General features: G+C 51.0%; 22 protein-coding genes, 3 tRNA genes and 3 rRNA genes. 11 read left to right on the forward strand and 17 right to left on the reverse strand.

From position 1 onward, the window contains the following. Positions 1–2: 2 nt before the first annotated feature. The 4 genes from HVZ52_RS18375 to HVZ52_RS18390 all read right to left on the reverse strand — a co-directional run bounded on the left by HVZ52_RS18375 (position 3) and on the right by HVZ52_RS18390 (position 4,485). Complete coding sequence (locus HVZ52_RS18375; RefSeq protein WP_049281688.1) at positions 3–779, reverse strand: fimbria/pilus periplasmic chaperone; 777 nt, start codon at positions 777–779, stop codon at positions 3–5. Positions 780–805: 26 nt separating this feature from the next. Further along, positions 806–3,277 carry a fimbria/pilus outer membrane usher protein gene (locus HVZ52_RS18380; RefSeq protein ID WP_181598571.1) on the reverse strand — a complete coding sequence of 824 codons (2,472 nt, stop codon included), beginning with the start codon at positions 3,275–3,277 and terminating at the stop codon, positions 806–808. 41 nt (positions 3,278–3,318) lie between these two features. After that, the gene (locus HVZ52_RS18385; RefSeq protein ID WP_181599306.1) at positions 3,319–3,867 is read right to left on the reverse strand and encodes a fimbrial protein; all 549 of its coding nucleotides are present in this window, start codon (positions 3,865–3,867) and stop codon (positions 3,319–3,321) included. 69 nt (positions 3,868–3,936) lie between these two features. Continuing rightward, positions 3,937–4,485 (reverse strand): fimbrial protein, encoded by a 549-nt coding sequence (locus tag HVZ52_RS18390; RefSeq protein WP_016155749.1) that lies wholly within the window; start codon positions 4,483–4,485, stop codon positions 3,937–3,939. Between the two features lie 750 nt (positions 4,486–5,235). Between HVZ52_RS18390 and HVZ52_RS18395 the strand changes: the two genes are divergently transcribed. Beyond that, a complete protein-coding gene (locus HVZ52_RS18395) occupies positions 5,236–5,919 on the forward strand; it encodes a winged helix-turn-helix domain-containing protein (protein ID WP_223307926.1) in 684 nt (227 codons plus the stop codon). 1 nt (position 5,920) lies between these two features. Beyond that, complete coding sequence (locus tag HVZ52_RS18400) at positions 5,921–6,439, forward strand: hypothetical protein (protein WP_016155747.1); 519 nt, start codon at positions 5,921–5,923, stop codon at positions 6,437–6,439. A 155-nt stretch (positions 6,440–6,594) separates the two neighbouring features. Here the strand turns inward: HVZ52_RS18400 and HVZ52_RS18405 are convergent. Next, positions 6,595–6,671, reverse strand: a tRNA-Asp gene (locus HVZ52_RS18405). Between the two features lie 134 nt (positions 6,672–6,805). After that, positions 6,806–7,534 (reverse strand): DNA polymerase III subunit epsilon, encoded by a 729-nt coding sequence (dnaQ, locus tag HVZ52_RS18410; RefSeq protein WP_029139417.1) that lies wholly within the window; start codon positions 7,532–7,534, stop codon positions 6,806–6,808. 64 nt (positions 7,535–7,598) lie between these two features. On the opposite strand from dnaQ, the gene rnhA reads away from it, so the two are divergent. Continuing rightward, positions 7,599–8,066: a ribonuclease HI gene (rnhA, locus tag HVZ52_RS18415; protein WP_016151805.1), complete on the forward strand. Its 468-nt coding sequence runs from the start codon at positions 7,599–7,601 to the stop codon at positions 8,064–8,066. On the opposite strand, the gene HVZ52_RS18420 is transcribed toward rnhA, so the two are convergent. Beyond that, positions 8,063–8,785 carry a class I SAM-dependent methyltransferase gene (locus tag HVZ52_RS18420; RefSeq protein WP_046275000.1) on the reverse strand — a complete coding sequence of 241 codons (723 nt, stop codon included), beginning with the start codon at positions 8,783–8,785 and terminating at the stop codon, positions 8,063–8,065. The two genes, rnhA and HVZ52_RS18420, sit on opposite strands and share 4 nt — an antisense overlap. Positions 8,786–8,818: 33 nt before the next feature. Here HVZ52_RS18420 and gloB point away from each other — a divergent pair, with 33 nt between their 5' ends. Further along, entirely contained in the window at positions 8,819–9,574 is a 756-nt protein-coding gene (gene gloB / locus HVZ52_RS18425) for a hydroxyacylglutathione hydrolase (RefSeq protein ID WP_075846672.1), read from the forward strand. A 71-nt stretch (positions 9,575–9,645) separates the two neighbouring features. Beyond that, entirely contained in the window at positions 9,646–11,004 is a 1,359-nt protein-coding gene (gene mltD / locus HVZ52_RS18430) for a murein transglycosylase D (RefSeq protein ID WP_029139416.1), read from the forward strand. Positions 11,005–11,053: 49 nt separating this feature from the next. On the opposite strand, the gene HVZ52_RS18435 is transcribed toward mltD, so the two are convergent. The 3 genes from HVZ52_RS18435 to HVZ52_RS18445 all read right to left on the reverse strand — a co-directional run bounded on the left by HVZ52_RS18435 (position 11,054) and on the right by HVZ52_RS18445 (position 14,008). Continuing rightward, on the reverse strand, positions 11,054–11,824 hold the full coding sequence (locus HVZ52_RS18435) for a class I SAM-dependent methyltransferase (RefSeq protein WP_016151801.1): 771 nt from the start codon (positions 11,822–11,824) through the stop codon (positions 11,054–11,056). 76 nt (positions 11,825–11,900) lie between these two features. Beyond that, the gene (locus HVZ52_RS18440; protein WP_029139415.1) at positions 11,901–12,701 is read right to left on the reverse strand and encodes an endonuclease/exonuclease/phosphatase family protein; all 801 of its coding nucleotides are present in this window, start codon (positions 12,699–12,701) and stop codon (positions 11,901–11,903) included. Between the two features lie 131 nt (positions 12,702–12,832). After that, positions 12,833–14,008: an MFS transporter gene (locus tag HVZ52_RS18445; RefSeq protein WP_181598572.1), complete on the reverse strand. Its 1,176-nt coding sequence runs from the start codon at positions 14,006–14,008 to the stop codon at positions 12,833–12,835. Between the two features lie 104 nt (positions 14,009–14,112). On the opposite strand from HVZ52_RS18445, the gene yafC reads away from it, so the two are divergent. Further along, a complete protein-coding gene (gene yafC / locus HVZ52_RS18450) occupies positions 14,113–15,027 on the forward strand; it encodes a DNA-binding transcriptional regulator YafC (RefSeq protein WP_016151798.1) in 915 nt (304 codons plus the stop codon). Positions 15,028–15,047: 20 nt separating this feature from the next. Here the strand turns inward: yafC and dkgB are convergent, their stop codons facing one another. The 7 genes from dkgB to gmhB all read right to left on the reverse strand — a co-directional run bounded on the left by dkgB (position 15,048) and on the right by gmhB (position 22,120). Further along, positions 15,048–15,851 (reverse strand): 2,5-didehydrogluconate reductase DkgB, encoded by an 804-nt coding sequence (gene dkgB / locus HVZ52_RS18455; protein ID WP_049282727.1) that lies wholly within the window; start codon positions 15,849–15,851, stop codon positions 15,048–15,050. 164 nt (positions 15,852–16,015) lie between these two features. Continuing rightward, positions 16,016–16,092 (reverse strand) — tRNA-Asp (locus HVZ52_RS18460). 55 nt (positions 16,093–16,147) lie between these two features. After that, positions 16,148–16,263 (reverse strand): 5S ribosomal RNA (gene rrf / locus HVZ52_RS18465). A 97-nt stretch (positions 16,264–16,360) separates the two neighbouring features. Further along, a 23S ribosomal RNA gene (locus tag HVZ52_RS18470) occupies positions 16,361–19,267 on the reverse strand. Between the two features lie 219 nt (positions 19,268–19,486). Beyond that, positions 19,487–19,562 (reverse strand) — tRNA-Glu (locus HVZ52_RS18475). An 85-nt stretch (positions 19,563–19,647) separates the two neighbouring features. Next, positions 19,648–21,189: ribosomal RNA gene (locus HVZ52_RS18480) — 16S ribosomal RNA — on the reverse strand. The 16S, 23S and 5S rRNA genes sit together here with 2 tRNA genes alongside, the layout of an rRNA operon. A gap of 364 nt (positions 21,190–21,553) precedes the next feature. Next, positions 21,554–22,120, reverse strand: coding sequence for a D-glycero-beta-D-manno-heptose 1,7-bisphosphate 7-phosphatase (gmhB, locus tag HVZ52_RS18485; protein WP_016151783.1), 567 nt, complete (start codon positions 22,118–22,120; stop codon positions 21,554–21,556). 189 nt (positions 22,121–22,309) lie between these two features. Here gmhB and metN point away from each other — a divergent pair, with 189 nt between their 5' ends. The 5 genes from metN to tsaA all read left to right on the forward strand — a co-directional run bounded on the left by metN (position 22,310) and on the right by tsaA (position 26,072). Beyond that, positions 22,310–23,341 (forward strand): methionine ABC transporter ATP-binding protein MetN, encoded by a 1,032-nt coding sequence (metN, locus tag HVZ52_RS18490; RefSeq protein WP_016151782.1) that lies wholly within the window; start codon positions 22,310–22,312, stop codon positions 23,339–23,341. Then, on the forward strand, positions 23,334–23,987 hold the full coding sequence (locus HVZ52_RS18495; RefSeq protein ID WP_016151781.1) for a methionine ABC transporter permease MetI: 654 nt from the start codon (positions 23,334–23,336) through the stop codon (positions 23,985–23,987). The genes metN and HVZ52_RS18495 overlap by 8 nt, the downstream gene beginning before the upstream one ends. Positions 23,988–24,031: 44 nt before the next feature. Continuing rightward, a complete protein-coding gene (gene metQ, locus HVZ52_RS18500; RefSeq protein WP_006686809.1) occupies positions 24,032–24,847 on the forward strand; it encodes a methionine ABC transporter substrate-binding lipoprotein MetQ in 816 nt (271 codons plus the stop codon). 116 nt (positions 24,848–24,963) lie between these two features. Further along, positions 24,964–25,368, forward strand: coding sequence for an Rcs stress response system protein RcsF (gene rcsF, locus HVZ52_RS18505; RefSeq protein WP_016151780.1), 405 nt, complete (start codon positions 24,964–24,966; stop codon positions 25,366–25,368). After that, positions 25,365–26,072, forward strand: coding sequence for a tRNA (N6-threonylcarbamoyladenosine(37)-N6)-methyltransferase TrmO (tsaA, locus tag HVZ52_RS18510; RefSeq protein ID WP_047417110.1), 708 nt, complete (start codon positions 25,365–25,367; stop codon positions 26,070–26,072). Before rcsF ends, tsaA begins: the two co-directional genes overlap by 4 nt. Positions 26,073–26,131: the final 59 nt, after the last annotated feature.

Here is a 26,131-nt window from a genome sequence, read left to right on the forward strand (position 1 = left end):
TGTTACCGGGGCTGTTGCTCCATCGGCAATGCTTTACATACATTGCCTGTGCAGCTGAATTTCAGTTCGGGATGACCGCCAAAATCGTTCACGTACATCATGCTGAACTGGCTGACGCTGCCGTCCGTGACGCTGAAATCGAGAGAGGATTTTGGTGAGACCATAACGCCGGGGAAGTCGGTCAATCTGCCGCCTCCCTGCGCTTCTGGCTTGCGGCTTAAGCCGATTAAGGTGATGAAGTAAGGCGTTGGGTTATCCACACTCCAGCGCTGGCCCTGCTTGTGAAAGACCAGTTGGTTTTGCCACACGGCGCCCGGCGTTTCCGGCACAATGGCGGCCGGACGGTAGAACAATTTGATGCGCGACTGCATCGCCAGTTGCAGCACGTTCGGCTTATCCGGTTTAGGCGGAATTTCACGTACGTTCAGGTAGAACAAGCTCTCGCGATCCTGCGGCAGGGCGTTGATCCCGCTGGTTTTCGTCACGCGGGCAATTCCCTTTTGCCCGCCGTTAATTCGTTGCAGCGGCGGTAAGACCATCAGCGGCGAGGTAATTTTTGTTCCGTTGGCATCTTCCACCCACGACTGAGCCAGAAACGGAATGCTCGGGCTGGTATTGGTTAAGTTCGCACTGACTGAGCGCGCATCACCAGTGATGATCATGCGGGTACGGTCGAGCGCAATACCTGCCCATGAGGTGTTGATCTCGGCAATCAAAAGCAGGCCACAGGCCACGGGTTTAAGCCAACGCTGCACGGAGTAAAAAGCTTGATTATTCATGACAAAATTCATTCAGGTTATTGAAATTATTCACAAGGCAACAGCACGTTACCTTCCGGGTTGATTTGTTGTGGCACCTGTAAGTGGCACTGCGCACGGCCAGCCCAGGCAACGGAAAGACGCTCAGCCGGATTCACACCCGCAATCCAGGCCATACCGTTTTCCATTACCATGGCGACGCTAACGCCGTTAGCGTTAAACACTTCGGCGCCAAACGGCGGTACCGAACCATCCTTCAGGCGCAGCAGCGCCATCATTTTTTGCCCCTGCGCCACGGCAAAATGCTGGTAGCCAATCGCACCTTCCGTCAGGGTGTTGGTCACAATGGCTTTAGTCGCGGAAATGTCCTCGTCCATTGCGTCCACATCGATACGGGTATCAAAGCTGTGATAGCTAACGACGTCCGGTACGACGGCAATACCGAAGCGGTTTGAGTGCGCCTGTTCGCCGTTCAGCGGCACGTTCGCCACCCCGTCGGTATCAACCATCACTCTGGCGGTATTCATCGACGCCTGGCTGTTGTGCAGCGCCGCACCGTGACGCGTCGCGGTAAAGCCGCCGCGCATCGTGCCGCCAACGGAGAAATAACGTGATTGCTGCCAGCTGACGTTAGATTCCAGTTCCGCCATCATGCTGCGGTGCTTGTAATAGCCATCAAACGCCGTACGCCCTTCACCGGAAACCCCTGTGCGCAAACGCCACGGATTGTTACGGTCGCGGTTATCGGAATACGAAACCATCTGGCTGGTCTGGTTGCCGCTGTTCTGCAATTCGTAATCCATAGAGCGGCCATCGCTCCATGGCACCGAGATTGAAAGCGAAAGACTGTCGTCTCGTTTGCCCTGATACTCAGAGCGGTAAGCCGCAACGTTGGCGCTGATCCCCTGGATGCCAGCAAATGAAAAGCTGTGCCCCATCGATAATCCGTAACGATCCTGGGAACCGCGATCCCAATAGTTCTGGTGGGTATAGGTCAGGTACAGCGTGGTCGCTAATAGTGGATCGTCAGCAAAGAAGGTTTTGTTGCCGGTGATGGTGTACATCTCTTTTTCGTTGCCGGCACTGTTGTTATTTTCATACTGCTCGTCGAGAAACTGCGAGAAAGTGCGGAAGTTACGCTGTGAGAAGCGGTAACCGGCAAAGGTGATGGCGCTGTTGTACTCATCAAAAGTTTTGGCGTAGCTGAGCTTAAAAGACATGCCTTTTTGTTCAGCCTGATGCTTTACCCGACTCACGGATTGCGTCGCATCAGCCGACAGCGCCCCCAGCCAGCTCAAGTCCCGCCCAATCCCCATCGACCAGGCGTTATAGCGATCGCCAGTCAGCAGCGCGCCGCCGTACAGCGACCATGCATTGCTGACCCCCCATGAAAAATCACCGCTATAAAACGCAGGCCCCTGAACGTCGTGGTTATAACGCGATGGCTTCCCGACCGCGGCGTTGTAGCGCACATAGCCTGGGCGCGTCAGATAAGGAATATCGGCTGTATTGACCTGAAAAGTGTGTACGCTGCCATCCTGCTCCTCGACGCGAACATCCAGCGTGCCGCGTACCGAACCGTGCAGATCCTGAATATTAAATGGCCCTGCAGGAACGGTGGTTTGATAGATAACACGGCCCTGCTGACTGACGGTAACCTTCGCATTGCTGCGGGCGATGCCGTGCACTTCAGGCGCGTAGCCCTGCAAATTCGGTGGCAACATACGCTCGTCGCTGGCGAGGTTAGCCCCGGTGAAACGTACCGAATCAAAAACCTGTGAATTCAGGTAGATTTCGCCGACCGTCAGTTTTGCAGCCTGCATCGGCAACGGTCGATAGGCATAGATCTGATCCCAGTCGATACGGCCGCGATTATCATCCGAAGCGTAATTGGCCTGATACTGGCCACGAAATCGCCACGCGCCGAGGTTAAAACCTGTCTGCCCATAGCCAGACAGAGAGCGATAACGATCGCCGCCCTGTTCATAATGTGTGGCCTGGCCCGAGACGCTGTAGTCAAAAATCAGCCCCGCGACGCCGTTATCCCAGCGCTCCGGTGGCGTCCAGTCTGGATCGGTATATTTCATCCACGCCTGAGGCACGATAATGTCCAGTACGCCTGCGCTATTATTCAACGCCACACCCGGCAGGCGGGAAATGTCATAGCAGGTCGCGCTAATCGGATGAATATAGGCCAGCGCTTCTTCTTTGAGCGCCAGTAATTCGAGTTGTTGCGGGGTCAGACATGCCATGGATTTATGCGGGTTGGCAGGATCGACGATATAACGGATCGACTGCTGTGGAATCTCCTGGCTGTTAATACGAACATCCAGCAGATATTCTCCGGGAGTCACAAAGTTGCCTTCGGAAAAACGCTGCAAATCGACATTGTGCCTGTCGCTGGCATCCAGTACGTCGGTATTAAATTCAATGGTCTCATCCGCTTCAGCCCATGAAGAGGCACAGACCAGAGCAATAAAAAGCGCCAGACGTTTTTTATCTGTTTTCAGCGTGATCATTTTCGTTCGCAAACCTTCAGATACCCGAATTGCAGTGCAGCTCAGAGATAATTCACAACAAAATGCGTGACCGCAGTAAATTCGCCAGATGTCATTCTTCCGTCGCGGGAGATCAAATAAGCCGTAAAATTGAGCGTGTTTTTCCCTGGATTAAGCACATAGTCCGGTGATGGCTCACCCAGATGAATTTGCTGTCCGTTGCTGTCATATATTTCTATCGCTAAATTTTCAGTTTCCGATTGCACGCTTAGATAATCAGGATTGTCACTATCCGGTGCGCCAGAAAAGGTAATATTGGCGCGTTGAAACAGATTCCCGGGGTGTTGAGAATCCCCTAATGAACATCCCAACAAATGAATGCTGAAATCATGCGCTGATACTTTCTCTGGTTTTCCGGAAATATCTCTGGCTGAGAGATCATCAAATTCAACCAGTAGCGACCGGTCGCGTGGATCGACATAACAGGCAGCCTCAATAATATTTCCGCGCATGCGCATTTTGCCGGGCGAACTGACAAGACGATTGGTGTCAGCCAAAACCCATGCAGGCGATATGAAGATAAAAAGCAGTAAAATTCGCCATCCAGGCATCACCGCATTTCCTTTCAGTTATTCGCAGGAAGGGTTAAGCAGGCGCGCTAATGCGCCTGCTGCAGATCGTTACTGGTAGTCGATCTGGAAATTAACGGTAGATTCGAAATCACCTGGGGTTACCGCTGCAGATGCGTTGTTTGCCTGCAGGTAAGCGACGAAATCAATGTCGGTTTCACCATCGGTAATGTTGACCTGAGAGGCGGCTTGACCCCATTCCACGTCCTGGTTGCCACTGTCAATCATACCGATGCCCGCACCCTTTGCAGTACCAGAGGTGAACGCAGCCAGCGCGTTGTTGTCTGTATCAATCGTTGCCGGGGTATAGGTCACAGTGGCCGTTTTCGCGACGGTCGTATCACAGCCCTGCAGAACGATTTTGGCATGCTTAACGCCAGCACGTTGGTTGTCTTTTAACTGAGAAGTTGGGATCTCACCAAAATTAACCTGTACCGGGCTGGATTCTGGTGCCAGACCGCATGCGGAATTAACCAGAGAACCGGTGAAGTGAATTTTACCGTTAGTCGGTTCGACATTTTTTGCAGCAAAAGCAGAAGAGGCAGTAAAAGTCATTCCCGCCATCAGCGCACAGGCCACAGCCACGTTTTTCATTTTCATATTACTACTTAACCTTATATCTGTTTTTTAGTTATTCCGAAGATCTATTTCCGCAGATAATTTATGTCCGGAAAATCCTGATCTGCAGGTGGCGGTAGCGCATATCCTTGCAAACAATCCATCTCAAGCCGCCCCGTATTTTGAACTTCATTGGTATTCCATTCGAAATACCGTCCACAGTTGTTTACGCTGTTTCGGGGCTTATATTAAGTCGACGAGAAAATGACACAATGCAAAAATCCGGTATTAATCAAACTCAGGGAATCATGTTGTAACACTGTCTGCACAGCGATCGTTTACCTAAAAAACCGCCAAAAATCACGACGTGGCCAGTGTTAGTATCTATCATTTAGCACTTTTATAGAGTTTTTATCTATCAACTATTTTTTTATTTAGCCAGAACAACAGGCAAAATGTATTTATGAAATTTTTGTAAAAATGAAATTGGATATCAAAAGTGAGTAATGACAATAAGATAGTGAAAGAGAGGAAGGAGAAAAGAGGATTCTATAAGAGATATTAAAAGATTGTTATGTAAATATTAATAAAGCGATCTATGGTACAACCATTTTTTATAAATGAATTATGTTATGCTATTGCTTCACCCACTCGAATGCGAGATATCCTGCTTTAAAGGAGACATCAGTGATTTCTCATATACCAATAAACAAAATTAAATCCGTAATTATTGGTGATGGCTTAGTTTTCAGACCACATAAAAATACCCTAAAAGACCTGGCATCTGGTGAAATGGCCACATTGAATAATGTGGCAACACAATTACTGCTCTATTTGTTGCAAAATGGTAAAGAGATATCCTCGCGTGATGAAATTCTGCTGAATGTTTTTCAGCATAATGGCGCCAGAGCGACGGATGCGAATCTCAATCAGCACATTTCATTTCTGCGCAAAGCAATAACGTCTACGGGTCATCCTGCAGAGCTCATCGTCACAATTCCGCGGATGGGATTTCGGATGGGCGACGCTAATATCAATATTCAGCAACTGGAAGAAGCGCAAGCTCCCGCCAGAATTGCCAATGTTGCATCGACGCTCAACAAAAAGAAACAAAGCCGTTGGCCTGTGGCGATAACCGCGTTAATTACCGGTATCGCCGTGCTGGCGACAGCGTGGTTAACATGGATTCCCAATGAAATCGCCATGACGGACGCGACTATCCTGCGGACTATCGACTATGAACAATGCCGTGTACATATATTAGGAAACGCCCTCACCGATACCATAACCGAAAAGAAAGCGCTGGATATTTTCAAGTCCGTGGGCATTAACCCCGACTGTTCGTACCCAAAAGATCTGTATCTCAATACCTGGGCGAGCAACCATAATCTGGTTGAGTGGTCGTTTGCCGCTGAATGCGGGCTGAACCTCGGCTATTACCATTGCATCAGCCAGTATCGCCATCATGAGGAATGATATGAAGCAAGAAAGCGATCACTCTCCTTTACTATGGTCAGTCGTGATTGCCATTTTTGGGCTGGCGGCTATCGCTTTTTTTATTATCGCCGGGAATGCGAAAAAACAAGAAATCAGTTTTTCCTGCTCCTCGGAATTCACGTCGATACTCGACATCCAGGATACAAAAAAGGTACTCCATGGAATAATGCTGATTACCAGCTACAACTCCGGACACCTTTCATTGTCAGTACAAGGGAAACTCAAAAGTGATGATGGCGAGTTTGCTGTGAACCGAAAACTGTTCTTTCGCTATGCCCGACCACTCGGCCATACCGCCGGTGTTTTCATGCTCACTCCCAACGGACGTGAAAAATCCCCCGATGATGAAGCAACGGATGCTGTCGATTATCTCTTCTTCGACGCTTACGAACGTGCCGACAAGCTGTATATGCTAAAGCACTTGAATGAAGAAACTGTGCTTATCGGCGATAACTTTTCCCCCCGCTTCGCCTGCGTGATGAATCACTTCGCAGGTTGATCTGCCCCAGGATATGCGTCGGGTTAAGGATGACCTGATGTGTTGCCTGCCCGATAGCACGGACGTGGTCGATAAAGTGTGATGATGAGATTATTATTGTGGCGGGCTAAAACGACGAAAGCCTGAATCATTTCTGATTCAGGCTTTCTGAATAGTGGCGGAATGGACGGGACTCGAACCCGCGACCCCCTGCGTGACAGGCAGGTATTCTAACCAACTGAACTACCACTCCGCGTTGTGTTCCGCTTGGGAACGAAGCGAATATTACGGATTGCCTCACGCGTCGTCAACGCTTTTTCTCACGTTTTTTAATTGTTTGCTGCAAAAATCACCCGAATGGTCATTTCCATACGGAAAACGTACAAACTATGCCCGCCAGAGGCAACTTCCGCCTTTCTTCTGCACCAGGTCAAGGCGCGACTCATGGGCCGCTAACTCTTCATCAGTGGCGAAAACAACGCGTAGTTTGCTGGACTGTCGCACAATACGCTGGATCCCCGTGTCATTCTGCTGCTGGCTGTCACCTTCCATTGAGAACGCCATCGTGGTCTGCCCACCGGTCATCATCAGATAAACGTCGGCCAGAATCTGGGCATCGAGCAATGCGCCGTGCAGGGTTCGCTTACTGTTGTCTATTTCATAGCGTGAGCATAACGCATCAAGGCTGTTGCGCTTGCCAGGAAACATTTTCCTCGCCAGCGCCAGGCTATCGGTAATTTTGCAGAATTCGTTTGTCTTTGGAATATCCCGCCTGAGCTTAGCGAATTCGTAATCCATAAAGCCGATATCAAACGATGCGTTATGGATGACCAGCTCTGCACCGCGGATGTAGTCGAGAAACTCATCGGCCACATCGGCAAACGTAGGTTTATCAAGCAGGAATTCGTCTGCGATTCCGTGTACACCAAACGCTTCCGGGTCCACCAGCCGATCCGGTTTCAGGTAAACGTGGAAGTTATTCCCGGTCAGGCGGCGGTTCACCACTTCAACCGCACCGATCTCAATGATCTTGTGGCCTTCGTAGTGGGCGCCAATCTGGTTCATACCGGTGGTTTCGGTATCGAGGACGATCTGTCGTGTAATTCCAGTGCTCATAACGGTCATTTATGTCAGACTTATCGTTTGATTTCGATTTGCTAAAACAGGAAGTCTACCAGAGATGCTTAAACAGGTAGAGATTTTCACCGATGGTTCTTGCCTGGGAAATCCAGGGCCAGGTGGTTATGGGGCGATTTTACGCTATCGCGGGCGCGAAAAAACCTTTAGCGAAGGCTACAACCTCACCACTAATAATCGCATGGAGCTGATGGCGGCAATCGTTGCGCTGGAAGCCCTGAAAGAACAGTGTGAAGTGATACTCAGCACGGACAGCCAGTATGTGCGCCAGGGCATTACGCAGTGGATCCACAACTGGAAGAAGCGCGGCTGGAAAACAGCAGATAAAAAACCAGTGAAGAACGTCGATCTGTGGAAACGTCTGGATACCGCGCTGGGGCCGCATCAAATCAAATGGGAATGGGTTAAAGGCCATGCGGGCCATCCGGAAAACGAACGCTGTGATGAGCTTGCGCGCGCTGCTGCAATGCGTCCCACTCAGGATGATATTGGGTATCAGGCGGAGGCTTAAGCGTCCGGTTTACGGTATTGCCGGGTTGCGCCAACGGCCTGGCGGATAGGCGTTTTGCTTTTATTTTGTTTCATCGGGTTGAGCGTAAGCGGAATGGTTCGCTTACGCGCAACCACCAGTTGCAAACAGCCCAGCGCAGGGATATGGGCGCTTAACATTTTCCCGCCCTTCTTGTTCCAGGGCAGGACATGAAAACGGCTGTAGTGCAGTACTTCAAAATTCAGCAATGAGAGCCAGTCCAACTGCCGCATGAGGGTAAACATCCGGCTGTTGTAGGGCGATGTTTTACGCAATACGGGCACCAGTTTACGCAATCCCATCAGACTTACCGGGTTAAAGCCGCTCAGAATCAACCAACCGTCATCAATAAGCACGCGATCGGCTTCATGCAGTAAGCGATGTGGATCGGAACACCACGGCAGCGTATGAGCCAACAAACAAACATCCACGGACTTATCGGCAAAGGGCAGATGTAAAGGATCGGCAGTCACCTGCATGGGAGCGCCTTGCAAAGAAACATTTACCTGATGAGAAACCGCGCACGCTTCAGAATTGATTTCTGCGCTTAAATTACCAATCTTAAGCAGATGAAATCCGTACATTTTTGCGAACCACGGGTTAAGCTGATGCTCCAGCGCCTGACGATAGTGTTCGCCCCAGGGCAAATCATCCCAACTAACGGGCGCTACGACAGTTTGAGGGATCCTTGCCGGTTTCATCACAACCTTCCGTTACGCATTGAGAGGTAATCTATGAATCTTAACAGTATTCCTGCATTTCAGGACAATTACATCTGGGTCCTGTCGAATAATGACAAACATTGTCTGATTGTGGACCCGGGTGAAGCAGCACCTGTTCTGAAAGCTATTGCAGAACATAACTGGGTTCCCGAGGCCATTCTGCTGACACATCATCATCAGGATCACGTGGGCGGCGTGAAAGAACTTCTGCAACATTTCCCACAAATAGCGGTATACGGACCGGCTGAAACGCAAGATAAGGGAACGACGCATATAGTCGAAGATGGCGATATTGCACTCGTTTTGGGGCATGAATTTACTGTAATTGCTACGCCGGGTCACACTTTAGGACATATCTGTTACTTTAGCCACCCTTACCTGTTTTGCGGCGACACGCTCTTCTCCGGTGGCTGCGGTCGGCTTTTTGAAGGCACAGCATCTCAAATGTATCAATCACTTAAAAAACTAAACGCACTTCCTGACGATACATTGATTTGTTGCGCACATGAGTACACATTAGCAAACATGAAGTTTGCCTTAAGCATTCTTCCGCACGATCCGTTCATAAATGAATATTATCGTAAAGTTAATGAGTTACGCGTAAAAAAACAAATGACACTCCCCGTAATTCTGAAAAATGAGCGACGAAATAATCTTTTTTTAAGAACAGAAGATATTGATTTAATTAATGAAATAAATAAAAAAACAATATTGCAACAACCTGAAGAGCGTTTTGCCTGGTTAAGGTCAAAGAAAGATACGTTCTGACAATTGCGGGTTGCCTTTTGAAAACTTCGCCGTTATGATCGGTCGTCTTTTAAGCAACTATTGACACACACATGAAGGCAAAAGCGATATTACTCGCCTCTGTCCTGCTTGTTGGGTGCCAGAATACTGGTAACGTCCAACAACACGCACAGAGCCTTTCTGCAGCTGGTCAAGGGGAAGCAGGAAAGTTTACAAGTCAGGCGCGATGGATGGACGACGGAACATCTATCGCTGCTGATCAAGATTTGTGGGCTTTCATTGGTGACGAGCTAAAGATGGGAATTCCGGAAAACAACCGGATTCGCGAACAGAAACAGAAGTATTTACGCAATAAGAGCTATCTCCACGATGTAACTTTACGGGCAGAGCCGTATATGTACTGGATAGCCGGGCAGGTTAAGAAACGTAACATGCCAATGGAACTGGTACTACTACCCATAGTGGAGAGCGCTTTTGATCCTCACGCAACGTCTGGCGCCAATGCCGCAGGTATTTGGCAGATCATTCCGAGCACGGGGCGCAATTATGGTTTAAAACAGACCCGCAATTATGATGCACGTCGCGACGTTGTGGCTTCCACCACCGCCGCACTGGACATGATGCAGCGTCTGAACAAAATGTTTGATGGCGACTGGCTGCTGACCGTTGCTGCTTATAATAGCGGTGAAGGTCGTGTCATGAAGGCAATTAAAACGAACAAAGCCCGTGGTAAACCCACTGACTTCTGGTCGTTGCCATTGCCTCAGGAAACGAAGCTATATGTGCCAAAAATGCTGGCATTGAGCGATATACTCAAAAACAGCAAACGCTATGGCGTGCGTCTGCCAACAACAGACGAAAGCCGCGCGTTGGCACGTGTTCGCCTGAGTAGCCCGGTTGAAATGGCTCAGGTTGCCGATATGGCGGGTATTTCCGTCAGCAAGCTGAAAACCTTCAATGCAGGCGTGAAAGGCTCCACGTTGGGTGCCAGCGGTCCGCAATATGTGATGGTGCCAAAGAAGCATGCAGAGAAGCTGCGTGAGTCTCTGGCCTCAGGCGAAATTGCAGCCGTGCAGTCAACGTTGGTTGCGGATAACACGCCGCTGAATAGCCGTAGCTACAAAGTTCGCTCTGGCGATACGCTTTCTGGTGTCGCTTCACGTCTTGGCGTGAGCACCAATGACCTTAAGCAGTGGAATAATCTGCGCGGGTCATCGCTGAAAGTAGGCCAAAATCTGACGGTGGGCGCTGGTACCAGCGCACAGCGACTGGCGAACAACAGCGATAGCATCACCTATCGTGTGCGTAAAGGCGACTCGCTCTCGAGCATTGCCAAACGCCACGGGGTTAACATCAAGGATGTGATGCGCTGGAACAGCGATACGAACAATCTGCAGCCAGGCGATCAGCTAACGTTGTTTGTGAAAAACAGCGGTATGCCGGACTCCTGATAGCATTGTAGAAATGAAGGCACTGGTTTCCCCCCAGTGCCTTTTTTATTTATCCCGCTTTATGTGCTTCAACCATTATCGTGTCGCTGGTAAACGAGCCATCTTCCTGTAACGCAAAATAGGCTTTCACTTCCGCAGAAGCACTTTGTTGGTATACACGGATCGCGTCGCTCAATGCTGCAGGCGTGCGCATCCGCGCCACCCACGAACTGAACTCCAGCGGCAGACGATCGGTTAACAAGGTATCGGCAATCAGATTTGCGTCATTGATTAACGACAGCCATTCTCCGCTGGAATAGTTGCGTACGTGCGAGGTATCGCGTAACGCCTCCACAGTTTGCAACCAGATGTCACGTACAGGATGGCCTGGCGACATCACATCCATCACAATCAGCACGCCGCCGGGCCTCAGAATGCGGTTCACTTCTCGCAACGCACGCCCGACATCATGCCAGTGATGCGCGGAATAGCGGCTAATCACCACGTCAAATACGTTATCTTCAAACGGCAGGCTTTCAGCATAACCCTGCCGTGTGGCGATATTCTCCAGACCTCTGTCCTTTGCCGCTTCAGTGACCACGTCAAGCATCTGCGACGATAAATCATATGCCACTACCTGCTTTACGTATTGCGCGGCCACAAAGCTGGCGTGCCCCGCTCCGCATCCCATATCCAACACGCGGGCCTGCGGAAATGCCAGCAACCTTTCCCCCAGACGTTGCAAGTCACGACCAGAGGCGTGCACCGCACTGGTTAAGTAGGCATTAGCCTGAGAGCCAAACTGTTTTTCGACGTTGTCATGATGAGAGCGTGTTGTCATTGTGTTGTCCTTCGGTTGTTGTGAAATATGAAGGGCAACCATCACAGGCCTGCCCTACGGCAGACCTGACACACCGTTATTGTTCAGGTTTGCCGGGACTGAATTCAACGAGTAGCGGGTTGTGGTCGGAGGCGCGGGTGACCAGCACAGAGGCCTCACTCACGTTCAGACCGCGATAGAACACAAAATCGAGAGGACGACCAAACGCGCGGCGACGCTGATCGTCGGTAAAGCGCACCTGGCGCAGCGACATTTCACGCGCAAAGCGGTACAGCGCATTCATCCGTCGACGGCTCCAGGCATTAAAATCGCCGGCCATAATCACCGGACCGCTGTGATGAGCAATCTGATCGCCAATGGGAAGTAACTGCTTACTATAGACATCAACGCCAAGGCTAAAGTTAACCGCGTGGATATTCACCACCATTAACAACCGAGTGTCAGGCAACGGGTACACCGTCACCAGCGCCGATTTCGCCAGCCGTAAAATAGGCTCTCGCTCGCGCAATGGGCAGCAGTAAACGGGATGGGCGGAGGAGAGTGTCATAACGCCAGAGGGGTGCTGAGGCAGCACAAAGGCGGGAACCTGGTCGGCAGCGAGATAGTTAGTGGTCGCAAACTGCACCAGTTCTGGTGTGGTTTGCGCTTCCTGCAATAACACGAGATGCGCGTCTTTACCAAAATTCTTCAGCACCGACTGCCATTCTGCTCGCTGCTGTTTAAAAATATTCCATACCAGCACGCGAATGCGATCTTCACTGCTCAACGGTACGCCTGCGGGTAATGCCTGGCCAATATGCGCAAACGAGCCCGGCGGTAAAATCCGCTCGGCGGGTTGTCCGGCAACATAACGCATGGCATAGGTGTTTTTTCGCACTTTAGACTTTCAAACCTCTGTAACGTCAACCAGTCCGCAGCCGGACTGGTTCTTCTGTTATAGGGATTTTAGCACTCACTTTCAACGAACAATTGCAGTTTGTTTTGTAAGTGGGCGCTTACATCAATGATTTACCCCAGAGCAACGTGCGTGGGCTTATCAAGACGGCCGCTCAGCCCCATCAGCAGGAAAGCCACCAGAACAATAAGTGCGCCAATCCATGGTGTCTGCGCCAACCCATAATGCTCGACCGTTTGTCCGCCAATCACGGAACCCAGTGCAATACCAATATTAAACGCTGCAATGTTCAGCCCTGACGCCACATCAACAGCATTGGGCGTAAATTGTTCCGCTTTCTGTACCACGTAGACCTGCAACCCTGGTACGTTACCGAAGGCAAAGATCCCCATCACCAGAATGGTAGCCAGCGCGGCGTACTGCGTGGAAGCCGTCAGTTGGAAGACCATCAGCAGAACAAACAGCGCGGCGAAAATGAATTTCAATGCAGGAACCGCACCATGCTTATCCGCCAGTTTACCGCCCCAGATATTGCCGATAGCGACTGATACCCCGTAACCCAGTAAGATCCAGCTCACCGCTGCCGGGGAGAAGCCCGCCAGATCCTGCATCATCGGTGCCAGGAAGGTGAAAGCCGTGAACACACCACCGTAGCCCAATGCCGTAACGGCGTAAATCAGCAACAGACGAGGATGAGTCAGCACTTTCACCTGGTCGCGAATGCTGGCGGCCGCTCGACCAGGAATGTTAGCCGGGATCAGTAGTTGGCTACTAATCAGCGCAATCACGCCTAACATTGATACTGCCAGGAAAGTCTCACGCCAGCCAAAGTGCTGGCCGATAAACGTACCCAGCGGCACGCCCGTGACCAACGCAACGGTTAAGCCACCGAACATAATAGCGATAGCGGAAGCCGCTTTTTCTTTTGGCACCAGACTTGTCGCGATAGTGGAACCAATCGAGAAGAATACGCCGTGAGCCAGCCCCGTCAGCAGACGGGCGACAATAAGTGTCATATACCCGGGTGCCTGCCATGCCAGTAAATTCCCCGCCGTAAACAGGACCATCAGCGCGACAAGCAGCTGTTTACGCGGCAGGCTTCCGGTCAGAGCGGTCAGTACCGGTGCGCCAATCGCCACACCCAGCGCATAGATTGAAACCAGCATCCCGGCTGAAGGTAACGAGATTGCCAGTTGTTGAGCAATGGTCGGCACCAGGCCAACAATCACAAACTCAGTCGTGCCAATAGCGAAGGCTCTTATTGTTAGTGCAAATAAAGCGAGAGGCATAAATAACTCCGTAACATCAGTAATCAGATGACACGCAGTATGCCGGGATGTTTTAATAACAAAAATATTCAAAATCTCAATATAATTTTGCGTCAGGTGCAAAAATGAAAGCAACCTCTGAAGAACTTGCGATTTTTGTGGCCGTTGTGGAAAGCGGCAGCTTCAGCCGGGCGGCAGAACAACTCGGTCAGGCAAATTCCGCGGTCAGTCGGGCAGTAAAAAAGCTGGAGATGAAATTGGGTGTGAGTCTGCTTAATCGAACTACCCGACAGCTAAGCCTGACTGAAGAAGGAGAACGCTACTTCAGGCGTGTGCAGCAGATACTGCAAGAGATGGCAGCAGCAGAAACGGAAATCATGGAGTCGCGCAATACCCCGCGCGGCCTGCTGCGTATCGACGCGGCAACGCCGGTGATGCTGCATTTCCTGATGCCGCTAATCAGACCGTTCCGTGAGAGATATCCTGAGATGACGTTGTCTCTTGTCTCCTCAGAAACGTTCATCAATCTTATTGAACGAAAAGTGGATGTCGCGATACGAGCAGGTATGCTGACTGACTCGAGCCTGCGTGCGCGTCCGTTGTTTACCAGCTATCGTAAGATTATTGCCTCACCGGACTATATTGCCCGTTTTGGCAAGCCCGAGACCGTCGAACAGTTAAAGCAGCATCTGTGTCTGGGGTTTTCCGAACCCCTTTCACTCAATACCTGGCCGATTGCCCGTAGCGACGGACAGCTCCATGAGGTCGAATGTGGGATTTCTTCCAACAGCGGGGAAACGTTAAAACAGCTTTGCCTGAGCGGCAATGGTATCGCATGTCTTTCAGATTATATGATTGATAAAGAGATCGCGCGGGGAGAACTGGTGGAGCTGCTGGCCGATAAACGTCTGCCGGTAGAAATGCCTTTCAGCGCCGTTTACTACAGCGATCGTGCGGTCAGTACACGCATTCGGGCATTTATAGACTTTTTAAGTGAGTATATAAGAACAGCTCCCGAAGGAGCTGTGAAAGAGGGTTAAAGGTACAGAGGGTCGGGCAATTAATCCCAATCAGGGGCCAGGCCTTCCGGGCTGACCAGACGATCGTTGCAGTCCAGTGCCGCGATCGCTTTTTTATCTTCAGTATCCAGATGCAGGTCCAGCGCCAGCAGGTTGCTTGCCAGGTTTTCACGCTTGGTAGATGAAGGGATCACGGAGTAACCTTCATCCATTGCCCATGCCAGAATAACCTGCGCCGGGGTCGCGTTATGTTTAGCGGCAATGCGTGCAATCACTTCATCTTTTAGCGCCTTACCGTAAGCCAGCGTCATGTAAGAGGTGATGTGGATACCGTGCGCTTTAGCCCAGTCAACCACCTTACGACTCTGCAGATACGGAGACAGCTCAATCTGGTTGGTCGCGATATTGTCTGCACCTACTGTAGCAATGGCTTTTTCCATCAGTGGAATAGTGAAATTTGAGACACCAATTTCGCGAGTCAGCCCCTGCTCTTTCGCTTCAAGCAGCGCCTGCATAAACTCTTCAACGGATACCGCATCGCCCGGAGATGGCCAGTGGATCAGCGTCAGATCGACATAATCCGTACGCAGTTTCTTCAGACTTTCTTTCAGACTTGGGATCAGTTTGTCTTTGCTGAGATTTTCAATCCAGATCTTGGTGGTGATGTACAACTCGTTACGCGGTACGCCACTTTCGGCAATCGCCTGACCAACAGCCGCTTCATTTTCATAGATTTGCGCAGTGTCGACAGCACGGTAGCCCAGCTCAAGCGCCGTTTTGACAGAAGCGATAACCACGTCGTCTTTCAGGCGAAACGTACCTAAACCAAATGCAGGTATAGTCATAGAATTCCTCTTTTTAATCACTATGTTCGTTAACTGAGAGGATTATGACCACAAGTTCTTTGCCGAAAAAGAGTGAAAAATGCAGATGATTTTTGCGGATTCAGCAATAATTAAATCGCTGGAAAAGAAAAAGCCCTGAGCGTTAGCTCAGGGCTCTTAATAAGTGGCGGAACGGACGGGACTCGAACCCGCGACCCCCTGCGTGACAGGCAGGTATTCTAACCAACTGAACTACCGCTCCACCGAATATCTTTGTCACTACCCGGATTATTCATCCCGGTTTACTGCAATTTGATGCCTGGCAGTTCCCTACTCTCGCATGGGGAGACCCCACACTACCATCGGCGCTACGGCGTTTCACTTCTGAGTTCGGCATGGGGTCAGGTGGGACCACCGCGCTACAGCCGCCAGGCAAATTCTGTTTATCAACACACCTCTCGGGCCTGTCGATGTAATCTGTAATCAAGCTGAATTTCGTGTCTCTTTCGCCAAAACACCTTCGGCGTTGTAAGGTTAAGCCTCACGGTTCATTAGTATCGGTTAGCTCAACGTATCGCTACGCTTACACACCCGACCTATCAACGTCGTCGTCTTCAACGTTCCTTCAGGACCCTTAAAGGGTCAGGGAGAACTCATCTCGGGGCAAGTTTCGTGCTTAGATGCTTTCAGCACTTATCTCTTCCGCATTTAGCTACCGGGCAATGCCATTGGCATGACAACCCGAACACCAGTGATGCGTCCACTCCGGTCCTCTCGTACTAGGAGCAGCCCCCCTCAATTCTCCAGCGCCCACGGCAGATAGGGACCGAACTGTCTCACGACGTTCTAAACCCAGCTCGCGTACCACTTTAAATGGCGAACAGCCATACCCTTGGGACCTACTTCAGCCCCAGGATGTGATGAGCCGACATCGAGGTGCCAAACACCGCCGTCGATATGAACTCTTGGGCGGTATCAGCCTGTTATCCCCGGAGTACCTTTTATCCGTTGAGCGATGGCCCTTCCATTCAGAACCACCGGATCACTAAGACCTGCTTTCGCACCTGCTCGAGCCGTCACTCTCGCAGTCAAGCTAGCTTATGCCTTTGCACTAACCTCCTGATGTCCGACCAGGATTAGCTAACCTTCGTGCTCCTCCGTTACTCTTTAGGAGGAGACCGCCCCAGTCAAACTACCCACCAGACACTGTCCGCAACCCGGATTACGGGTCTACGTTAGAACACCAGCCATTAAAGGGTGGTATTTCAAGGTTGGCTCCATGCAGACTGGCGTCCACACTTCAAAGCCTCCCACCTATCCTACACATCAAGGACCAGTGTTCAGTGTCAAGCTATAGTAAAGGTTCACGGGGTCTTTCCGTCTTGCCGCGGGTACACTGCATCTTCACAGCGAGTTCAATTTCACTGAGTCTCGGGTGGAGACAGCCTGGCCATCATTACGCCATTCGTGCAGGTCGGAACTTACCCGACAAGGAATTTCGCTACCTTAGGACCGTTATAGTTACGGCCGCCGTTTACCGGGGCTTCGATCAAGAGCTTCTCCTTACGGATAACCCCATCAATTAACCTTCCGGCACCGGGCAGGCGTCACACCGTATACGTCCACTTTCGTGTTTGCACAGTGCTGTGTTTTTAATAAACAGTTGCAGCCAGCTGGTATCTTCGACTGATTTCAGCTCCATGAGTAAATCACTTCACCTACATATCAGCGTGCCTTCTCCCGAAGTTACGGCACCATTTTGCCTAGTTCCTTCACCCGAGTTCTCTCAAGCGCCTTGGTATTCTCTACCTGACCACCTGTGTCGGTTTGGGGTACGATTTTGTGTTACCTGATGCTTAGAGGCTTTTCCTGGAAGCAGGGCATTTGTTACTTCAGCACCGTAGTGCCTCGTCATCACACCTCAGCGTTAACAAGACTCCGGATTTACCTGGAATCTCCGCCTACATGCTTAAACCGGGACAACCGTCGCCCGGCTAACATAGCCTTCTCCGTCCCCCCTTCGCAGTAACACCAAGTACAGGAATATTAACCTGTTTCCCATCGACTACGCCTTTCGGCCTCGCCTTAGGGGTCGACTCACCCTGCCCCGATTAACGTTGGACAGGAACCCTTGGTCTTCCGGCGTGCGGGTTTTTCACCCGCATTATCGTTACTTATGTCAGCATTCGCACTTCTGATACCTCCAGCATGCCTCACAGCACACCTTCAACGGCTTACAGAACGCTCCCCTACCCAACAACACATAGTGTCGCTGCCGCAGCTTCGGTGCATGGTTTAGCCCCGTTACATCTTCCGCGCAGGCCGACTCGACCAGTGAGCTATTACGCTTTCTTTAAATGATGGCTGCTTCTAAGCCAACATCCTGGCTGTCTGTGCCTTCCCACATCGTTTCCCACTTAACCATGACTTTGGGACCTTAGCTGGCGGTCTGGGTTGTTTCCCTCTTCACGACGGACGTTAGCACCCGCCGTGTGTCTCCCGTGATAACATTCTTCGGTATTCGCAGTTTGCATCGGGTTGGTAAGTCGGGATGACCCCCTAGCCGAAACAGTGCTCTACCCCCGAAGATGAGTTCACGAGGCGCTACCTAAATAGCTTTCGGGGAGAACCAGCTATCTCCCGGTTTGATTGGCCTTTCACCCCCAGCCACAAGTCATCCGCTAATTTTTCAACATTAGTCGGTTCGGTCCTCCAGTTAGTGTTACCCAACCTTCAACCTGCCCATGGCTAGATCACCGGGTTTCGGGTCTATACCCTGCAACTTAACGCCCAGTTAAGACTCGGTTTCCCTTCGGCTCCCCTATTCGGTTAACCTTGCTACAGAATATAAGTCGCTGACCCATTATACAAAAGGTACGCAGTCACCCCATAAAGAGGCTCCCACTGCTTGTACGTACACGGTTTCAGGTTCTTTTTCACTCCCCTCGCCGGGGTTCTTTTCGCCTTTCCCTCACGGTACTGGTTCACTATCGGTCAGTCAGGAGTATTTAGCCTTGGAGGATGGTCCCCCCATATTCAGACAGGATACCACGTGTCCCGCCCTACTCTTCGAGTTCACAACACATGCACTTTTGTGTACGGGACTATCACCCTGTACCGTCGGACTTTCCAGACCGTTCCACTACCACACATGCTGATTCAGACTCTGGGCTGCTCCCCGTTCGCTCGCCGCTACTGGGGGAATCTCGGTTGATTTCTTTTCCTCGGGGTACTTAGATGTTTCAGTTCCCCCGGTTCGCTTCATTACGCTATGTATTCACGTAATGATAGTGTGACGAATCACACTGGGTTTCCCCATTCGGAAATCGCCGGTTATAACGGTTCATATCACCTTACCGACGCTTATCGCAGATTAGCACGTCCTTCATCGCCTCTGACTGCCAGGGCATCCACCGTGTACGCTTAGTCGCTTAACCTCACAACCCGAAGATGTTTCGTAAAACACTTCAGTGTTGCGAAAATTTGAGAGACTCGAACACACCGCTTTTCATTTCTTATTACGGAGAAATGAAACAGTGTGTCGTTTCAATTTTCAGCTTGATCCAGATTTTTAAAGAGCAAATATCTCAAACGAGACTCGAAAGTCTGTTTTGAGATACTTCGGTCGGCGACTTTCACTCACACATACCAGCAAGTGGCGTCCCCTAGGGGATTCGAACCCCTGTTACCGCCGTGAAAGGGCGGTGTCCTGGGCCTCTAGACGAAGGGGACACTGAAGTCTCAATCGCAAGACGCCTTGCTATTTACTTTTCATCAGACAATCTGTGTGAGCACTACAAAGGTCGGTTCTTTAAGGTAAGGAGGTGATCCAACCGCAGGTTCCCCTACGGTTACCTTGTTACGACTTCACCCCAGTCATGAATCACAAAGTGGTAAGCGCCCTCCCGAAGGTTAAGCTACCTACTTCTTTTGCAACCCACTCCCATGGTGTGACGGGCGGTGTGTACAAGGCCCGGGAACGTATTCACCGTGGCATTCTGATCCACGATTACTAGCGATTCCGACTTCATGGAGTCGAGTTGCAGACTCCAATCCGGACTACGACATACTTTATGAGGTCCGCTTGCTCTCGCGAGGTCGCTTCTCTTTGTATATGCCATTGTAGCACGTGTGTAGCCCTACTCGTAAGGGCCATGATGACTTGACGTCATCCCCACCTTCCTCCAGTTTATCACTGGCAGTCTCCTTTGAGTTCCCGGCCGGACCGCTGGCAACAAAGGATAAGGGTTGCGCTCGTTGCGGGACTTAACCCAACATTTCACAACACGAGCTGACGACAGCCATGCAGCACCTGTCTCAGAGTTCCCGAAGGCACCAAAGCATCTCTGCTAAGTTCTCTGGATGTCAAGAGTAGGTAAGGTTCTTCGCGTTGCATCGAATTAAACCACATGCTCCACCGCTTGTGCGGGCCCCCGTCAATTCATTTGAGTTTTAACCTTGCGGCCGTACTCCCCAGGCGGTCGACTTAACGCGTTAGCTCCGGAAGCCACGCCTCAAGGGCACAACCTCCAAGTCGACATCGTTTACGGCGTGGACTACCAGGGTATCTAATCCTGTTTGCTCCCCACGCTTTCGCACCTGAGCGTCAGTCTTTGTCCAGGGGGCCGCCTTCGCCACCGGTATTCCTCCAGATCTCTACGCATTTCACCGCTACACCTGGAATTCTACCCCCCTCTACAAGACTCTAGCCTGCCAGTTTCGGATGCAGTTCCCAGGTTGAGCCCGGGGATTTCACATCCGACTTGACAGACCGCCTGCGTGCGCTTTACGCCCAGTAATTCCGATTAACGCTTGCACCCTCCGTATTACCGCGGCTGCTGGCACGGAGTTAGCCGGTGCTTCTTCTGCGAGTAACGTCAATCACTGCGGTTATTAACCACAATGCCTTCCTCCTCGCTGAAAGTACTTTACAACCCGAAGGCCTTCTTCATACACGCGGCATGGCTGCATCAGGCTTGCGCCCATTGTGCAATATTCCCCACTGCTGCCTCCCGTAGGAGTCTGGACCGTGTCTCAGTTCCAGTGTGGCTGGTCATCCTCTCAGACCAGCTAGGGATCGTCGCCTAGGTGAGCCGTTACCCCACCTACTAGCTAATCCCATCTGGGCACATCCGATGGCAAGAGGCCCGAAGGTCCCCCTCTTTGGTCTTGCGACGTTATGCGGTATTAGCTACCGTTTCCAGTAGTTATCCCCCTCCATCGGGCAGTTTCCCAGACATTACTCACCCGTCCGCCACTCGTCACCCAAGGAGCAAGCTCCTCTGTGCTACCGTTCGACTTGCATGTGTTAGGCCTGCCGCCAGCGTTCAATCTGAGCCATGATCAAACTCTTCAATTTAAGTTTGATGCTCGTGAATTAAACTTCGTAATGAATTACGTGTTCACTCAGAGACTTGGTATTCATTTTTCGTCTTGCGACGTTAAGAATCCGTATCTTCGAGTGCCCACACAGATTGTCTGATAAATTGTTAAAGAGCAGTTGCGACGCGCTTTAGCGCTCTGTCGCGAGGTGGCGTATATTACGCTTTCCTCTTTCAGAGTCAACCCTCATTTTCAGGTTTTTCTCTTCAACCGAACCGGCTGTTTGTGTGAAGTGATTCACATCCGCCGTGTCGATGGAGGCGCATTATAGGGAGTCGACTCAGGAAGACAAGCGGAAAAATGCATTTTTGTTTCAACCGCTCACCTTTTATCCATTGCGCTTACTTTTGCTGCTTTTTTATCGCCATTGGCAGGTCTGCCAGACTGTTTATGACCAAATCTGCCGCATTTTCTGCTTCCGGCGTAACAGGTTTACCCGTGCGCACCAGAACCTTCGTTCCAACATTCGCCGCTGCTGCTGCCTGCATATCTTCTATCTTGTCGCCTACCATATAGGAAGCGGCCATATCGATATGCAGGAAGTCTCGGGCGGAGATCAACATTCCAGGATGCGGTTTACGACAGTCGCAGACCTGACGATACTCTTCTACTGTGCCCTGCGGATGATGCGGGCAATAGTAGATACCATCCAAATCAACGTCGCGATCGGCCAGCGACCAGTCCATCCATTCGGTCAACGTTTCAAACTGTGCCTCAGTAAATTTGCCACGAGCGATACCAGACTGGTTTGTCACGATAATGAGCGCGTAACCCATATTTTTAAGTTCACGCATGGCATCAATAACGCCGTCGATAAACTCGAACTCGTCAATCTCATGTACGTAACCGTGGTCCACATTAATGGTGCCGTCGCGGTCGAGAAAAATTGCGGGTACAGATTTTGCCACCTTTTATAGCTCCTGAATAAGGCATGTGGCTCTAGTATCGCATGTTTCGGCGGGCAAGAAAGTGCTCATCGTGCAAAGCTAGATTGATTTAGACGTCTGGATGCCTTAACATCCATCTTGTTGACGGCTTCGACCGTCCCAGACAGACGAAAATGCCACGGCTAACTTAATTACGATAATAAATAACCAATGATTAAACTTTCGAATATCACCAAAGTGTTCCAGCAGGGGACTCGCACCATTCAGGCGCTAAATAAAGTCAGCCTGCACGTTCCTGCCGGGCAGATTTATGGCGTCATTGGCGCCTCCGGTGCCGGTAAAAGTACGCTCATTCGCTGCGTTAACTTACTTGAACGCCCAACCGAAGGCAGTGTTCAGGTTGGCGGTCAGGAGCTGACGACGCTTTCTGAATCCGAGCTGACCAAAGCTCGCCGTCAAATCGGCATGATTTTCCAACACTTTAACCTGCTCTCTTCCCGTACCGTGTTTGGCAACGTCGCGCTGCCGCTGGAACTGGATAACACGCCAAAGGAAGAGATCAAACGCCGTGTAACAGAACTGCTGGATTTAGTCGGCCTTGGCGACAAGCACGACAGCTACCCGGCCAACCTTTCCGGTGGACAAAAACAGCGAGTGGCGATTGCGCGTGCGCTGGCCAGCAATCCAAAAGTGTTGCTGTGTGATGAAGCCACCAGCGCACTTGATCCGGCAACAACCCGCTCGATTCTGGAATTATTGAAAGACATTAACCGTCGTTTGGGACTCACCATTCTGCTGATCACCCATGAGATGGACGTTGTAAAACGCATTTGTGACTGCGTAGCGGTCATCAGTAATGGTGAGCTGATTGAGCAGGACACCGTCAGCGAAGTGTTCTCCCACCCGAAAACGCCGCTGGCACAGAAATTTATCCAGTCCACGCTACACCTGGATATCCCGGAAGATTATCTGGAACGTTTAAAAGCAAAGCCAGAAGCCGACAGCGTGCCAATGCTGCGCATGGAATTCACCGGTCATTCGGTTGATGCGCCATTACTTTCGGAGACGGCCCGTCGTTTTAACGTGAATAACAACATTATTAGCGCGCAGATGGATTACGCCGGCGGCGTGAAGTTCGGCATCATGCTGACTGAAATGCACGGCACACAGGAAGATACACAAGCAGCCATTAACTGGTTGCAGGAACACCATGTAAAAGTAGAGGTACTGGGTTATGTCTGAGCCGATGATGTGGCTACTGGTTCGCGGCGTATGGGAAACTCTGGCAATGACCTTTGTGTCCGGTTTTTTTGGTTTTGTGATTGGCCTGCCGGTTGGCGTGTTGCTGTACGTAACGCGGCCGGGGCAAATCATTGAGAACGCGAAGCTCTACCGCACGCTCTCTGCACTGGTGAATATTTTCCGTTCCATCCCGTTCATTATCTTGCTGGTGTGGATGATTCCGTTCACCCGCATGATCGTTGGCACCTCTATTGGACTACAGGCCGCTATCGTCCCGCTGACCGTTGGCGCCGCGCCGTTTATCGCCCGTATGGTGGAAAACGCGCTGCTCGAAATCCCGACCGGGCTGATTGAGGCCTCCCGGGCAATGGGCGCCACGCCGCTGCAAATTGTACGTAAGGTATTACTACCAGAAGCACTGCCTGGACTGGTCAATGCGGCCACCATCACCCTTATCACGCTGGTGGGTTATTCCGCGATGGGCGGTGCCGTCGGTGCCGGTGGTCTTGGCCAGATTGGTTATCAGTACGGTTATATTGGCTACAACGCTACCGTCATGAATACAGTGCTGGTATTGCTCGTCATTCTGGTCTATTTAATTCAGTTATCCGGCGATCGCATCGTCCGGGCTGTCACGCACAAATAACGTTGCACACAACACTAAAAACTCATTAAGAAAAGGAAATAAGCATGGCGTTCAAATTCAAAACCTTTGCGGCAGTTGGAGCCCTGATCGGTTCTCTGGCACTTGTGGGTTGCGGTCAGGATGAAAAAGATCCTAACCACATCAAAGTGGGCGTTATTGTTGGCGCAGAGCAGCAGGTCGCAGAAGTCGCGCAGAAAGTGGCTAAAGAAAAATACGGTCTGGACGTTGAGCTGGTCACGTTTAACGATTACGTCCTGCCTAACGAAGCACTGAGCAAAGGCGATATTGATGCTAACGCCTTCCAGCACAAACCGTATCTGGATCAACAGATCAAAGATCGCGGCTACAAACTGGTTGCCGCAGGTAATACTTTTGTTTACCCGATTGCGGGCTACTCTAAAAAAATCAAGTCACTGGATGAGTTGCAGGAAGGCTCTCAGGTCGCGATTCCAAACGATCCGACTAACCTTGGCCGCTCCCTGCTGCTGCTGCAAAAAGTGGGCTTAATCAAACTGAAAGACGGTGTTGGTCTGCTGCCGACCGCGCTGGACGTGATTGAAAACCCGAAAAACCTGAAGCTGGTTGAACTGGAAGCGCCGCAGTTGCCGCGTTCCCTGGACGATGCGCAAATCGCACTGGCGGTCATCAACACGACCTACGCCAGCCAGATCGGCCTGACCCCGGCTAAAGACGGTATCTTTGTTGAAGATAAAGATTCTCCGTACGTAAACCTGATCGTGACTCGTGAAGACAATAAAGATGCTGAGAATGTGAAGAAATTCGTTCAGGCATACCAGTCTGACGAAGTGTACGAAGCAGCAAACAAAGTCTTCAACGGCGGTGCTGTTAAGGGCTGGTAATTTTAGGCTGTTTCCAGAATCTGTAATATCATCAGGACGGGCGCTTGCCCGTCTTGTCATTTATGCAAGCACCTGATTCAATATCTGACGTTTAGATCATTCATTGAGGAAATATTATGCGTGCTTTACCGATCTGTTTAGTAGCACTCATGCTGAGCGGCTGTTCTATGTTAAGCAGATCCCCTGTTGAACCCGTTCAAAGCACCGCTACCCCGCCTAAAGCGGAGCCGGAAAAACCCAAAGCACCGCGCGCGGCGCCAGTAAGAATCATTACTAACGCTGAAGATTTAGTTGGCAAACCGTTCCGCGATCTCGGCGAAGTCAGCGGCGAATCCTGCCAGGCATCCAACCAGGATTCACCGCCGAGCATTCCAACCGCACGCAAACGCATGCAGATTAACGCATCTAAAATGAAAGCAAATGCGGTATTACTGCACAGTTGCGAAGTAACCAGCGGAACGCCGGGTTGCTATCGCCAGGCGGTTTGCATCGGTTCTGCACTGAACATTTCGGCGAAATGAGCCATTTTCAGTTCGAGCAAATAGGCGTTATCCGCTCACCTTATAAAGAAAAGTTCGCCGTTCCACGCCAGCCAGGTCTGGTGAAAAGTGCCAGCGGTGAACTGCATTTGCTCGCACCTTATAACCAGGCCGATGCCGTTCGCGGCCTGGAAGCCTTCAGCCATTTGTGGGTGATTTTTGTTTTTCACCAGACAATGGAAGGTGGATGGCGTCCAACCGTGCGCCCTCCCCGTCTTGGCGGCAATGCCAGGATGGGCGTCTTTGCCACGCGTTCAACGTTTCGTCCGAACCCTGTTGGCATGTCGTTGGTTGAGCTGCGGGGCATCCGTTGCCATAAAGAGCACGTAATCCTTGAGCTCGGCGGGCTGGATCTTGTTGATGGCACGCCGGTAGTGGATATAAAACCGTATCTGCCGTTTGCCGAATCGCTGCCTGATGCTCGCGCCAGCTATGCTCAGGACGCGCCGCAGGCCAGTGTAGACGTGACGTTCAGTGAAGAGCTCGCTGAGCAACTCCCAAAGCTCGAACAGCGTTACCCGCATCTTCGTCAGTTTATTGCCGAAGTGCTGGCGCAGGATCCGCGTCCTGCCTACCGTAAAAACGAGGAAGAAGGCAAAACCTATGCCGTCTGGTTGCTGGACTTTAACGTCCGCTGGCGCGTGACGCCGTCAGGATTTGAGGTCTTTGCTCTGGAAGCCCGCTAATTTGCATCGCGTACTCTTTTGACATCCCCTTCTCGCTGGTAAACTAAACCACTTTTGTT

The organism is Citrobacter sp. RHB36-C18, assembly GCF_013814485.1.
GTDB classification, from domain to species: domain Bacteria; phylum Pseudomonadota; class Gammaproteobacteria; order Enterobacterales; family Enterobacteriaceae; genus Citrobacter; species Citrobacter braakii.

Coding starts and splice junctions, on each gene's coding strand:
- HVZ52_RS18390 (WP_016155749.1), bottom strand. CDS start 4,485: ATGAAAATGAAAAACGTGGCTGTGGCCTGTGCGCTGATGGCGGGAATG.
- mltD (WP_029139416.1), top strand. CDS start 9,646: ATGAAGGCAAAAGCGATATTACTCGCCTCTGTCCTGCTTGTTGGGTGC.
- HVZ52_RS18395 (WP_223307926.1), top strand. CDS start 5,236: ATGGCCACATTGAATAATGTGGCAACACAATTACTGCTCTATTTGTTG.
- dkgB (WP_049282727.1), bottom strand. CDS start 15,851: ATGACTATACCTGCATTTGGTTTAGGTACGTTTCGCCTGAAAGACGAC.
- HVZ52_RS18445 (WP_181598572.1), bottom strand. CDS start 14,008: ATGCCTCTCGCTTTATTTGCACTAACAATAAGAGCCTTCGCTATTGGC.
- HVZ52_RS18420 (WP_046275000.1), bottom strand. CDS start 8,785: ATGAAACCGGCAAGGATCCCTCAAACTGTCGTAGCGCCCGTTAGTTGG.
- rcsF (WP_016151780.1), top strand. CDS start 24,964: ATGCGTGCTTTACCGATCTGTTTAGTAGCACTCATGCTGAGCGGCTGT.
- HVZ52_RS18435 (WP_016151801.1), bottom strand. CDS start 11,824: ATGACAACACGCTCTCATCATGACAACGTCGAAAAACAGTTTGGCTCT.
- HVZ52_RS18385 (WP_181599306.1), bottom strand. CDS start 3,867: ATGCCTGGATGGCGAATTTTACTGCTTTTTATCTTCATATCGCCTGCA.
- yafC (WP_016151798.1), top strand. CDS start 14,113: ATGAAAGCAACCTCTGAAGAACTTGCGATTTTTGTGGCCGTTGTGGAA.
- rnhA (WP_016151805.1), top strand. CDS start 7,599: ATGCTTAAACAGGTAGAGATTTTCACCGATGGTTCTTGCCTGGGAAAT.
- metN (WP_016151782.1), top strand. CDS start 22,310: ATGATTAAACTTTCGAATATCACCAAAGTGTTCCAGCAGGGGACTCGC.
- metQ (WP_006686809.1), top strand. CDS start 24,032: ATGGCGTTCAAATTCAAAACCTTTGCGGCAGTTGGAGCCCTGATCGGT.
- HVZ52_RS18375 (WP_049281688.1), bottom strand. CDS start 779: ATGAATAATCAAGCTTTTTACTCCGTGCAGCGTTGGCTTAAACCCGTG.
- HVZ52_RS18380 (WP_181598571.1), bottom strand. CDS start 3,277: ATGATCACGCTGAAAACAGATAAAAAACGTCTGGCGCTTTTTATTGCT.
- HVZ52_RS18400 (WP_016155747.1), top strand. CDS start 5,921: ATGAAGCAAGAAAGCGATCACTCTCCTTTACTATGGTCAGTCGTGATT.
- gloB (WP_075846672.1), top strand. CDS start 8,819: ATGAATCTTAACAGTATTCCTGCATTTCAGGACAATTACATCTGGGTC.
- HVZ52_RS18495 (WP_016151781.1), top strand. CDS start 23,334: ATGTCTGAGCCGATGATGTGGCTACTGGTTCGCGGCGTATGGGAAACT.
- tsaA (WP_047417110.1), top strand. CDS start 25,365: ATGAGCCATTTTCAGTTCGAGCAAATAGGCGTTATCCGCTCACCTTAT.
- dnaQ (WP_029139417.1), bottom strand. CDS start 7,534: ATGAGCACTGGAATTACACGACAGATCGTCCTCGATACCGAAACCACC.